Origin of the sequence: Kitasatospora sp. NPDC051164, assembly GCF_044455625.1 — a bacterium.
Classification (GTDB): domain Bacteria; phylum Actinomycetota; class Actinomycetes; order Streptomycetales; family Streptomycetaceae; genus Kitasatospora.
This window is the reverse complement of sequence record NZ_JBITFB010000003.1, coordinates 304079-316688: the sequence shown is the minus strand read 5'-3', so window position 1 is coordinate 316688 and position 12610 is coordinate 304079. Positions and strand designations below refer to the sequence as shown.

Below are 12610 nucleotides of genomic sequence, written 5' to 3'. Positions count from 1 at the left end.
CTCGACCTCGCTTCGTGGAAGGACACCCCCGATGAGGGTGCTGCTGCTGGGCGCCGACGGCTTCATCGGCCGCCGGGTCACCGACCGTCTGCTGATGGACCAGGAGTTGCAGGTGACGGTGCTCGGCCGGCGCGACTCGGCCGACATCCGCTTCGACCTGACCACCGGGAGCCCGGGTGCGCTGGCCCGCTTCCTGGACGCGGTCGCGCCGCAAGTGGTGATCAACTGCGCGGGCGCCACCTACGGCAGTTCGCGCACCCTGATCCGGTCGAACACGCTGGCCGTCGCGACGGTCTGCGAGGCGATCCGGCGCAGCCGGGAGCCGGCCCGGCTGGTGCACGTCGGCTCGGCCGCCGAGTACGGGCCGGTGCCCGGCGGGGTGCCGGTCTCCGAGCAGGCCGAGCCGCGGCCGGTCGGCCCGTACGGGGTGTCCAAGCTGGCCGGGACGGAGCTGGTGCTGGCCTCCGGGCTGGACGCGGCGGTGCTGCGGGTGTTCGACGTGGTGGGGCCGGGGGCGCCGACCGCCTCGCTGTTCGGGCGGCTGGCCGAGGGCCTGCGGCGGGCGCTGGAGCGGGACGAGAACCAGGTGCGGATGCCGGACCTGTCCGGATACCGGGATTTCGTGGACGTCCGGGACGTCGCGCGGGCCATCCGGTCGGCCGCGGTGTCGGCCGCCACCGGGGTGATCAACATCGGCAGCGGGCACGCGGTCCGGGCCCGGGACGCGGCCCAGCTGCTGGTCCGGGCCTCGGGCTTCGAGGGGGCGATCGTCGAGGAGAACCGGCAGGTCCTGCTGCCCGCACAGGCCGTCGGGCCGGGCGGCGACCACCTGCCCGGCCAGCACCACCCGGCCGGGCACCATCTCCCGGGGCACCGGGTGGAGGGCCAGCGGCCGGAGGGCCGGGCGGTGTCGGGCGAGCCGGTGCCGTGGCGGCAGGCGGACGTGCGCACCGCCAGGGACCGTCTCGGATGGCGGACTCAGGTGCCGCTGGAGGAGTCGCTGGGGGACGTCTGGCTGGAGACGGCCTGTCGGGTCTGAGCGTGCTCCGCAGGTGTCCGGGGCCCGTGAAACGCGGGCTCGGGGCGCCTGCGGGGGCCCGGGCGGCCGGTCCCACGATCCGGCGCCGCCCGTCTCGCCCATCGGACGGGCTGTCTCGGAATACCGGTCGGGCATGACACTGTTGGCCTAGGAGCCACCCGAGTGGCGGAGCAACAACCCCACACCGCGGCTGGCCCTGGCCACCCGAACAGACATCCATCGGAGTCCCCGTGTCGTTGCCACCCCTGGTCGAGCCGGCCGACGAGCTCACCGTCGATGAGGTCCGCCGGTACTCCCGCCACCTGATCATCCCCGACGTGGGCATGGCCGGGCAGAAGCGGCTGAAGAACGCCAAGGTGCTGTGCGTCGGCGCCGGCGGCCTCGGCTCGCCCGCGCTGCTGTACCTGGCCGCGGCCGGTGTCGGCACGCTGGGGATCGTCGAGTTCGACGTGGTGGACGAGTCGAACCTGCAGCGGCAGGTCATCCACGGCCAGTCGGACGTCGGGCGTTCCAAGGCGGAGTCGGCGCGCGACTCGGTCAAGGAGATCAACCCCTACGTCGACGTGGTGCTGCACGAGGAGCGCCTCGACAACTCCAACGTCATGGAGATCTTCTCCGGCTACGACCTGATCGTGGACGGCACCGACAACTTCGCCACCCGCTACCTGGTGAACGACGCCGCGGTGCTGCTCGGCAAGCCGTACGTGTGGGGCTCGATCTACCGCTTCGACGGCCAGGCCAGCGTCTTCTGGGCCGAGCACGGCCCCTGCTACCGCTGCCTGTACCCGGAGGCCCCGCCGCCGGGCATGGTCCCCTCCTGCGCCGAGGGCGGCGTGCTGGGCGTGCTGTGCGCGTCCATCGGCTCGATCCAGGTCAACGAGGCGATCAAGCTGCTGGCCGGCATCGGCGAGCCGCTGCTCGGCCGGCTGATGATCTACGACGCCCTGGAGATGAACTACCGCCAGGTGAAGGTCCGCAAGGACCCGAACTGCGCGGTCTGCGGCGAGAACCCGACGGTCACCGAGCTGATCGACTACGAGGCCTTCTGCGGCGTCGTGTCGGAGGAGGCGCAGGCCGCCGCCGCCGGTTCGACCGTCACCTCGCACCAGCTGAAGCAGTGGCAGGACGACAAGGAGGACATCTACCTCATCGACGTCCGCGAGCCCGGTGAGTACGAGATCGTCAACATCCCCGGTGCGGTGCTGATCCCGAAGAACGAGTTCCTGATGGGCGACGCGCTGGAGAAGTTGCCGCAGGACCGGAAGATCGTGCTGCACTGCAAGTCGGGCGTGCGCTCGGCCGAGGTGCTGGCCGTGGTGAAGGCCGCGGGCTTCGCCAACGCCGTCCACCTGGGCGGCGGCGTGCTCGGCTGGGTGAACCAGATCGAGCCGCACAAGCCGGTCTACTAGAGCGTGTCGACCGGCGCGCGTCGACCGGCGCGCGCTGACGACGGAGGGCCTCGCCGATCGGCGAGGCCCTCCGTCGTATGCCGGGGACGGCTCAGAGCGCGCTCCTGCGCTGCAGCACGTTGTAGGCGATCCAGCCCGGCAGGACCGGCAGCCAGAACGTGAGCGCCCGGTAGAGGAAGACCGCCGGGGTGGCGACCGAGGGGGACACGTCCGCGACGGTCAGGGCGCCGATCAGGGCGACCTCGACCGGGCCGATGCCGCCCGGGGTGGGGATCGCCGAGCCGGCCGCGTTGGCGGTCAGGAAGACCACCGCGACCGCCGAGAAGCTGATGTCGCCGCCGAAGGCCTGCACCGAGAAGTCCAGGCAGGCGGTGAAGGAGAGGGTCAGCAGCAGGATGCCGCCGAAGCCGGTGACCAGCTTGCTCGGCGTCTGCATCAGGTCGAGCATCCGCGGCACCACACCGAAGAACAGCGAGCGCAGCCGGCCCAGCACGAACCGGCGCAGCGGCGCGACGGCGGCCACCACCAGGGCGAGCACGGCGGCGGTCAGCACGCCGATGATCACCGCGCGGGAGGCGGAGAGGTCGCCGTTGGTCTGGCTGCCGGTGATCAGGCCGAAGCTGAACAGCAGCAGCAGGTGCCCGGCCAGGCCCGCCAGCTGGGAGGCGCCGACCGAGGCCACCGCCTGGCCGGGGCGGATGCCGGCCTTCTGCAGGTAACGGGTGTTGAGCGCGATGCCGCCGATCGCGGCGGGGGCGACCAGCTTGACGAAGGAGCCGGCCAGCTGGGCGGCGACGGTGCGCCGGAACGGCAGCCGCTCGGGGACGAAGCCGGTCAGGCTCATCGCGGCGGCGACGTAGCTGAAGGCGGCCGCGAGCAGGGCGGCCGCGGCCCAGGCCCAGTTCATCTGGGAGAGCTTGAGCTGGGCCGGCTTGATGGTGGTCAGGGCCAGGTAGGCGGCGAAGGTGAGCGCGATCACCATGATCAGGCTCTTCGGCTTCAGCCGTTCCAGCTTGGCCGGCTCCATCGGCGCCTCGGGGGCGATCTGCAGGATCTGGCCGCGGATGCGGCTCAGCAGGTCCTCGCCGGCGACCGCGATGTCCTCCTCGGCCTGCTCCTGGGTGCGCTCGCCGGCCGCGACCTGCTCCAGCGCCTTGGCCCGGGCGGTGGCCTTGCGCTCCTTGCTGAGCTTCGCGAGGTCGACCCTGGTGGAGCGGCTCATCCCGACCGGTTGGAGCAGCGGAAGCGCCTGGGCGACCCGCTCGGCGCCGAGCACCGCGTTGGCGGTGGCGACGGCCCGCTCCGGGCCGATCCGCAGCGCGAAGGTGGTGAGCAGCTGGGCGACGTCGATGCGCAGGGTCAGATCGGTGGCGGCGATGTCGCCGCCGGAGAGGTTGACCAGGCAGGCGGTCCGCTCGTCCACCACCAGCAGGGACTCGCCGGTCAGCCGGCGGTGGGCGATCCGGCGCTCGTGCAGGGCGCCCACCGACTGCCAGATCGAGGCCATCACCGGGTCGGTGACCTCGTCGTCGGCCAGCTCGTCGAGGATGCGGCCCTCGATGTTCTCGTACACCAGGATCGCGGCGTCCGGGCCGAGCTCGGAGGTGGCGACCAGCTGCGGCGCGCGGGCGCCCGAGGCGGCCGCCGCGTACGCGATCAGGGCCTCCTGCTCCAGCGCCTGGCGCAGCGACTGCGGGCTGCGGCGCACCGCGACCGAGCGCAGCCGCAGCCGCCGCCAGGCCCGGTAGAAGAAGCCGGAGGCCTGCTGCTCGCGGTCGATGATGTGGACGTCCAGGGGCGGGCCGCCCTGCTGGGTGACGTAGTAGCGGCGGGTGCCGCCGGGGGCGTCGGGGGCGCGGAGGGCGCCGTCCGGGGTGAAGCCGACCTTGCGCAGGCCGATCATCATGTGCTGACCGGTGGGCCGGATGTTCGGGGAGCCGATCGCGTACAGCGTGCCGTAGGCGACGGACCAGCCGATCAGCACGGTGAGCATCAGCGACAGCGGGGTGGTGTAGCCGCCGAGGAGCTCGGTGACGCCGCTGAAGACGACCACCACCCACAGGGCGACCCGCCAGCGTGGTCTGCTCGACATGCCGACGGCGGTCATGTAGGCGATCACCGGGGCGAGATAGCCGTGCACCGGGTCGGTGAGGGTGCCGTTGCTGTCCATCGGCAGCCGGGTCAGCGCGTCGCGGATGTGCTCGGAGGCGCCCTCGGCCACCCACCAGTCGATGCCGAGCGAGACGCCGTACGCGAGCACCGAGGCCAGCACGCCGTCGGCGACCCGCAGGCCGTCGCGTTTGATCAGCCGCTCGACGGCGAAGGCCAGCGGCACGGCGAGCACCGCGACGCTGGAGATCAGGCCGGTGATGGTGGAGAGCACCGCGGAGAAGTGCGGCGCGTTGGTGGCGATGTCCTGCTCGATGCCGGTGGTGGTCGAGGTGGCGATGCCGGCCAGCACGAAGACGGCGACTATGCCGAAGACGCCGGCCAGAAAGCGGATCAGGTCGGACGGGCGGTGCGCGCGGGCGGCGAGCAGCGGCTCGTCGACGTCCAGGTGGGGGGCGTCCTCCGGCGGGTCCTGGTCGTCGGGCTGCGCCGGCTGCTCGGGCTGCCAGGGCTGCTCGGGCGGTTCGCGCTGCTCGGGGGCCTTCGCGGGCGCGGGGGTCTTGATCGTCGGGTCCTTGATCAGGGAGACTTCCGGCGTCGGCCCCGGTTCGGGCCGGCCTTCGGTCCCGCCACCGGGCGCCGGGGGCACGGCGGCAGCGGACTCGTCGGAGTCCTTGTCCACGCCCACGTCAGCCGTCCCGGTCATCTGGTCTTGTCCTCGTATCACCACTCACCGCCCCGAAGATGGTGGCATGCCCCGACCCCCCGTGCTGGACAGGGGGCGGATCGGGCGCGGCGTCCCGTTTGCCCGGGACCGGGGGTGCGCCCCTGTAAGGAAGAATGCCGCAGGTGACGGACGTAACAGACGACGGCCTTCCGGACGCCCTACCGCCCTTCGCCGAACTGGTGCTCGACCTGACCGAGCGGATTCCACCCGGCAGGGTGATGACCTACGGCGACGTCGCCGAGTACCTCGGCCAGGGCGGGCCGAGGCAGGTCGGCCGGGTGATGGCCCTGTACGGCGGCTCGGTGCCCTGGTGGCGGGTGATCCGCGCGGACGGCCGCTTCCTGCCCGGGCACGAGCAGCGCGCCCTCACCCACTACGGCGAGGAGGGCACCCCGCTGCGCGAGCTCGCCGACCCGCCCCGGGTCGACCTCCGGCGGGCCCGCTGGGACGGCCGGGAGATTTCCCCGAACTCCCCGCACGGACGGGATTGACGGGGGAGGATCGTAGGCTCGATGCGGGCGGGCCCCGGCGGGCCCGCCCTGCCATGCCCTGCTCGACCCCAGGACCACTCCGTGACTTCCCCCTACCGGCTCGTGCGCAGCCCGCTCGTCCAGCCCGACCCGCCCGTGCTGGACGCCTACCAGCGCGCCGTGGTCGAGCACGCCGACGGGCCGCTGCTGGTGCTGGCCGGGCCCGGCACCGGCAAGACCACCACCCTGGTCGAGGCGGTCGCCCGGCGGATCGCGGACGGCACCGACCCCGAGCGGATCCTCGTCCTCACCTTCAGCCGCAAGGCCGCGATGGAGCTGCGCGACCGGATGTCCGGCCGGCTCGGCAGCTCTGCCGCCGCCCCGCAGGCCACCACCTTCCACTCCTTCTGCTACGCCCTGCTGCGCGCCCACCAGGACCCGCAGGACTACGCCGAGCCGCTGCGGCTGCTCTCCGGCCCCGAGCAGGACGTCATGGTCCGCGAACTGCTGGCCGGCGGCGCCGAGGACGCCCGCCTCACGGAGTCGACCGGCGGCTCGGCCGCGGGCTCCCGGATCGCCTGGCCGCTGGACCTGCGGGCCTGCCTGACCACCCGCGGCTTCGCCGACGAGGTCCGCGCCGTCCTCGCCCGCAGCCGCGAACTCGGCCTCGGCGAGGCCGAGCTGGAGCGCTTCGCCCAGGGCGTCCAGCGCCCCGACTGGGCCGCCGCCGCGCACTTCCTCGCCGACTACCTCGACGTGCTCGACCTGCGCGGCGTCCTGGACTACGCCGAACTCGTCCACCGCGCCGTCCTGCTCGCCGAGCGCCCCGAGGTCGAGGAGGAGCTGCGCCGGCGCTACGACGTCGTCTTCGTCGACGAGTACCAGGACACCGACCCCTCCCAGGTCCGGCTGCTGCGCCGGCTCGCCGGCGGCGGCCGCGACCTGGTCGCGGTCGGCGACCCCGACCAGTCGATCTACGCCTTCCGCGGCGCCGACATCAACGGCATCCTCGACTTCCCGCAGACCTTCCGCCGCGCCGACGGCGAACCCGCCGAGGTCAGGGTGCTGAGGGTCTCCCGCCGCTCCGGGGCCCTCCTGCTCGCCGCCTCCCGGGAGATCGCCCGGCGGATGCCGATGGGCCGGCTGCCCGCCGACAAGCTCGCCCAGCACCGCGCCCTGCTGCCCTCCCGCGAGGGCGGCCGGGCCGAGGTCTACACCTACCCGACCCCCGGCGCCGAGCTCGACTCGATCGCCGACCTGCTGCGTCGCGCGCACCTGGAGGACGGCGTGCCCTGGGGCGAGATGGCCGTGCTGGTCCGGGCCGGTGCCCGCTCCATACCGGGCGTGCGGCGGGCGCTCGGCGCGGCCGGCGTCCCGCTGGAGATCGACGGCGACGACCTGCCGCTGCGCGAGGAGCCCGCCGTCGCCCAGCTGCTGCTCGCCCTGCGGGTCTGCGCCCAGCAGGCGGCGTGGCAGGCGGCCCGCGACCGGCACGCCGACACCCATGCCGACACCGACAGCGACGCCGATGCCGACGCCGAGTCCGGGGGCGAGGCCGCCGACACCCCCGACCCGCTCACCACAGACCTGGCGCACGCCCTGCTCACCGGCCCGCTCGGCGGCCTCGACGGCTCCGACCTGCGCCGCCTGGGCCGCGCCCTGCGCGAGGAGGAACGCGCCGCGCTGCGGGCCGACGGCCGCCCCACCGCCGCCCTGCGCCCGGCCGGCGAACTGATCCGCGAGGCCCTCGCCGAACCCGAGCGGCTGGTCGCCCTCGACCCCGCGTACGCCCGCCGCGCCCGCGACCTCGGCACCCTGCTGCGCAAGGTCCGCGAGCTGCTGGCCGGCGGCTGCACCGCCGAGGAGGCGCTCTGGGAGCTGTGGGACGGCAGCCGCCGCTGGCGCGAGCGCCTGGAACGGGCCGCCCTGCGCGGCGGCGCCGGCGGCCGCAACGCCGACCGCGACCTGGACGCGCTGTGCGCCCTGTTCGAGACCGCCGCCCGCGCCGAGGAACAGGTCACCGGCCACCGCAGCGCCCTCGACCTGCTCGCCGAACTCGACGCCCAGGACATCGCCGCCGACACCCTCACCGTCCGGGCCGTGCGCCCCGAAGCCGTCCGGCTGATGACCGCCCACCGCTCCAAGGGCCTGGAGTGGCGCCTGGTCGTCGTCGCCGGCGTCCAGGACGGCCTCTGGCCCGACCTGCGCCGCCGCGGCTCCCTGCTGGAGGCCGACCGGATCGGACGCGACGGCCTCGCCGAACCGCTCTCCCCGGCCGCCCTGCTCGGCGAGGAGCGCCGCCTCTTCTACGTCGCGGCGACCCGCGCCAAGGAGCGGCTGATCGTCACCGCCGTCAAGGCCCCCGCCGACGACGGCGACGAACCCTCCCGCTTCCTGCGCGAGCTCTACCGGGAGGACGTCGACCCGCGGACCGGCAAGGTGGTGCGCCGCACCCCGCCGGTCACCGTCGAGGACGTCACCCACCGCCCGCGCCGCCCGCTGTCCGTCGCCGCCCTGGTCGCCGAGCTGCGCGCGGTCACCGTCGACCCCGCCCGCACGCCCGAGCTGCGCCGCGCCGCCGCCGAACGGCTCGCCACCCTCGCCGCCGCCACCGACGAGGACGGGCTGCCGCTGGTGCCCGCCGCCCACCCCGAGCGCTGGTGGGGCCTGGACGACCCGACCGCCGCCCCCGAGCCGCTGCGCAGCGCCGACCTGCCGGTGCGGCTGTCCGGCAGCGGCCTGGAGCAGCTGGAGAGCTGCTCGCTGCAGTGGTTCCTGGACAAGGAGGTCAAGGCGCGTGCCGCCGGCTCGGCCGCCCAGGGCTTCGGCAACGTGGTGCACGCGCTCGCCGACGAGGTCGGCTCCGGCCGCACCCCCGCCGACCTCGCCGTCCTCATGGAGCGCCTGGACACCGTCTGGGACGCGCTGGCCTTCGACGCGCCCTGGAAGTCCCACCAGGAGAAGACCGAGGCCCGGGCCGCCCTGGAGCGCTTCCTCAACTGGCACGTCCTGGAACGCGGCCGGGACGTGGTCGCCACCGAGCACGGCTTCGACGTCACCCTCGACGTCGGCGGCGTCTCGGTGCGCATCCGCGGCTCGATGGACCGGGTCGAGAAGGACGCGGCCGGGCGCGCCTACGTGGTCGACTTCAAGACCGGCAAGCAGATCCCCACCGACAAGTCCCTGCCCGAGCACAAGCAGCTCGCCGTCTACCAGCTCGCCGTCCGGGCCGGCGCCCTCAACGAGCTGCCCGGCTTCGCCGAACACCCCCCGGCCACCGGCGGCGCCGAACTGGTCCACCTGCGCGAGCCCGCCGCCAAGGCCTCCCGGGACGCCCCCAAGGTGCAGCGGCAGGAGCCTCCGGAGGGCGAGCCGTGGATCGAGGGCCTGCTCGCCGAGGCCGCCGGGAAGGTCCTCGCCGAGCGCTTCGTCCCGCAGACGGGCGGCGGCTGCGACCGCTGCGCCTTCCGCCGCAGCTGCTCGGCCCAGCGGGACGGGGCGCAGCTGGTCGAGTAGCGGGCCCGCGCGGCCTGCGGACCCTGCGGACCCGGTGAGGCGAGGCTTGTCCGTCGCTCCGGTTACGGTTGCGGGGTGACCGCCGTGCTCAGCCATCCCGACCAGCTCAAGGAGCTGCTGGGGATCCCGTTCAACCGGGAGCAGATGGCGGCCATCGGCGCGCCCCTGGAGCCGGCCGTGATCGTGGCCGGCGCCGGCTCCGGCAAGACCACGGTGATGGCCGCCCGGGTCGTCTGGCTGGTCGGCTCCGGCGCCGTACGGCCCGAGGAGGTGCTCGGCCTCACCTTCACCAACAAGGCCGCCGGCGAGCTCTCCGAACGGGTCCGCGCCGCCCTGCTGAGGGCCGGCGTCGCGGACCGGGACGGCGGCGAACCGCTCGGCGACCCGGAGATCTCCACCTACCACGCCTTCGCCGGCCGCCTCCTCAAGGAGCACGGCCTGCGGATCGGCATCGAGCCGGATGTCCGGCTGCTCGCCGACGCCACCCGCTTCCAGCTCGCCGCCAAGGTGCTGCGCACCGCCCGCGGCCCGTTCCCCGCGCTCACCGGCACCTTCGCCAACCTGGTCGCCGACCTCACCGCGCTGGACGGCGAACTCGCCGAGCACCTCGTCGAGCCACAGGCCCTGCGCGACTTCGACGAGGAGCTGCTGGACACCCTCGCCACCGTCAAGCTGACCAACGACGACCTGCGGGCCGTCCCGGCCACCGCCCGGGCCCGGCTGGAGCTGCTGCGCCTGGTCGAGGACTACCGGCGCCGCAAGCGCTCCGCCGGGCTGATGGACTTCGGCGACCAGATAGCCGCCGCCGCCCGTCTCGCCCAGCAGCGCCCCGAGGTCGGCGAGCTGCTGCGCGGCCGGTTCCGGGTCGTGCTGCTGGACGAGTACCAGGACACCTCGGTCGCCCAGCGCCTGATGCTCGCCGGGCTCTTCGGGGCCGGCCCCGAGGGTGTCGGCAGCGGCCACCCGGTGACCGCCGTCGGCGACCCCTGCCAGGCGATCTACGGCTGGCGCGGCGCCTCCGTCGCCAACCTCGACGAGTTCCCCCGGCACTTCCCCAAGGCCGACGGCCGCCCCGCCGAGCGCTACGCGCTCAGCGAGAACCGCCGCAGCGGCGGGCGCCTGCTCGCCTTCGCCAACACCCTTGCCGCGCCGCTGCGGGGGATGCACGAGGGCGTCGAGGCGCTGCGCCCGGCGCCCGGCGCCGAGCGGGACGGCTTCGTGCGGACGGCGCTGCTGCCCACCCACGCCGAGGAGGTCGACTGGCTCGCCGACTCGATCGCCCACCTGGTGCGCACCGGCACCGCGCCCGGCCGGATCGCGGTGCTGTGCCGGGGTGGCGCCGCCTTCCCGGACATCCACGCGGCGCTGGTCGCCCGCGAGGTGCCGGTCGAGGTGGTCGGCCTCGGCGGGCTGCTGCAACTGCCCGAGGTGGCCGACCTGGTGGCGGTCTGCGAGGTGCTGCAGGACCCGACCGCGAACGCCGCGCTGGTGCGCCTCCTGGTCGGCCCGCGCTGGCGGATCGGCCCGCGCGACCTCGCGCTGCTCGGCCGCCGGGCCGCCGAGCTGGTCCGCACCGACCGGCCCGAGGACGTCGAGGCGCTGGCCGCCGCCGTCGCCGAGGCCGATCCGACCGAGGTGGTGTCGCTGGCCGACGCGGTGGAGAGCTTCCTGGACTCCCCGTTCGGCGAGGAGGGGAAGCCCGACGACCTGCCGTTCTCCGCCGAGGCACGGGTGCGCTTCGCCCGTCTCGCCCAGGAGCTGCGCGAGCTGCGCCGCTCGCTGGCCGACCCGCTGATGGACGTGCTGCACCGGGTGCTGGCGGTCACCGGCCTGGAGGTCGAGCTCGCCGCCTCCCCGCAGGCCCTGGCCGCCCGGCGGCGGGAGACCCTGCACGCCTTCCTGGACGTCGCCGCCTCCTTCGCCGACCTCGACGGCGACCCGGGCCTCGCCGCCTTCCTCGGCTTCCTGCGCGCCGCCCAGGAGTACGAGCGCGGCCTGGACAGCAGCCTGCCCGGCGGCGAGGACACCGTGAAGGTGCTCACCGCGCACAAGTCCAAGGGCCTGGAGTGGGACGTGGTCGCCGTCCCCGGCCTGGTACGGGGCGCGTTCCCCTCCTCGACCCCGCGCGAACGCTGGACCAGCGCCAAGCGTGTGCTCCCGCACGCCCTGCGCGGCGACGCGGCCACCCTGCCCGACGTGCGCGGCGGGTGGAACAGCAAGACGATGACCGCCTTCAGGAAGGAGCTGGCCGAGCACTCCGCCACCGAGGAACTGCGGCTCGGCTACGTCGCGTTCACCCGCCCCCGCTCGCTGCTGCTGGCCTCCGGGCACTGGTGGGGGCCGAACCAGAAGACTGTCCGCGGTCCGTCCGCCTTCCTGGAGGAGCTGCGCGAGCACTGCGAGCAGGCCGGCGCGGGCGAGGTCGAGCACTGGGCCGAGCAGCCGGAGAAGGGCGCCGAGAACCCGGCGCTGACCGCCTCCGTCGACCGGCCCTGGCCCCTGCCGCTGGACCCGGCCGCGCAGCATGCCCGCCGCCGGGTCGCCGGGGTGGTGCGCGCCCGCCTGGCCGGTGCGCCCGCCCCCGAACCGGAGCCGATGGCCGCCGAGGACCAGCGCCAGCTGGCCTCCTGGGACCGCGATCTGACCGCGCTGCTGGGCGAGTTGGAGCGCTCCCGGCGCACCGCGCGCGAGGTGCCGCTGCCCGCCGCGCTGTCCGCCACCCAGCTGCTGCGCCTGGCCGCCGACCCGGACGGCTTCGCGCGCGACCTGGCCCGCCCGATGCCGCGCCCCCCGCAGCCCGCCGCCCGGCGCGGCACCCGCTTCCACGCCTGGGTGCAGGGCCGGATCGAGCCGCTGCTGCTGATCGAGCCCGGCGCGCTGCCCGGCGCGGACGACGACGGCATCGAGGACGAGCAGGACCTGGAGCGGCTCAAGGAGGCGTTCCTGCGCACCCCGTACGCGCAGCGCAAGCCCTACCGGGTCGAGGCGCCGTTCCAACTGGTGCTGGCGGGGCGGGTGGTGCGCGGCCGGATCGACGCGGTCTACCGTGACGGTGACGTGGTGTCAGGATCCGGTGGTGTGTCACGCTACGAAGTGGTCGACTGGAAGACCCATCGCGAGGAGACCGCGGACCCGCTGCAGCTCGCGGTCTACCGGCTGGCCTGGGCCGAGCAGATGGGCGTTGATCCCGAGCAGGTCACGGCTTCGTTCCTGTACGTCCGCAGCGGACGGATCGTCCGTCCGGCAGGACTTCCCGACCGAAAAGAGTTGGAACGGCTCCTGATCGGGAACAGTGACTAATGAGTCACGCAGAGCATCCAAGTCATCACGCCAGTGCCCG

At 74.4% G+C, this 12610-nt stretch carries 6 protein-coding genes; 5 read left to right on the top strand and 1 reads right to left on the bottom strand.

The window, feature by feature from the left end:
* Positions 1 to 31: 31 nt before the first annotated feature.
* Both ACIBEC_RS06355 and moeZ read left to right on the top strand, forming a co-directional pair.
* A complete protein-coding gene (locus tag ACIBEC_RS06355) occupies positions 32 to 1039 on the top strand; it encodes an NAD-dependent epimerase/dehydratase family protein (protein ID WP_360500017.1) in 1008 nt (335 codons plus the stop codon).
* A gap of 230 nt (positions 1040 to 1269) precedes the next feature.
* Positions 1270 to 2448: an adenylyltransferase/sulfurtransferase MoeZ gene (gene moeZ, locus ACIBEC_RS06350; protein WP_360500020.1), complete on the top strand. Its 1179-nt coding sequence runs from the start codon at positions 1270 to 1272 to the stop codon at positions 2446 to 2448.
* A 91-nt stretch (positions 2449 to 2539) separates the two neighbouring features.
* Here moeZ and ACIBEC_RS06345 read toward each other — a convergent pair whose 3' ends face one another.
* Positions 2540 to 5263, bottom strand: coding sequence for a flippase-like domain-containing protein (locus ACIBEC_RS06345; protein WP_360500022.1), 2724 nt, complete (start codon positions 5261 to 5263; stop codon positions 2540 to 2542).
* A 134-nt stretch (positions 5264 to 5397) separates the two neighbouring features.
* Here ACIBEC_RS06345 and ACIBEC_RS06340 point away from each other — a divergent pair, with 134 nt between their 5' ends.
* The 3 genes from ACIBEC_RS06340 (at position 5398) to ACIBEC_RS06330 (ending at position 12570) form a co-directional block, all read left to right on the top strand.
* The gene (locus tag ACIBEC_RS06340; protein WP_396287766.1) at positions 5398 to 5775 is read left to right on the top strand and encodes an MGMT family protein; all 378 of its coding nucleotides are present in this window, start codon (positions 5398 to 5400) and stop codon (positions 5773 to 5775) included.
* A gap of 21 nt (positions 5776 to 5796) precedes the next feature.
* On the top strand, positions 5797 to 9270 hold the full coding sequence (locus tag ACIBEC_RS06335; protein ID WP_396287765.1) for an ATP-dependent helicase: 3474 nt from the start codon (positions 5797 to 5799) through the stop codon (positions 9268 to 9270).
* 75 nt (positions 9271 to 9345) lie between these two features.
* Positions 9346 to 12570, top strand: coding sequence for an ATP-dependent DNA helicase (locus tag ACIBEC_RS06330; RefSeq protein WP_360500031.1), 3225 nt, complete (start codon positions 9346 to 9348; stop codon positions 12568 to 12570).
* Positions 12571 to 12610 lie beyond the last annotated feature (40 nt).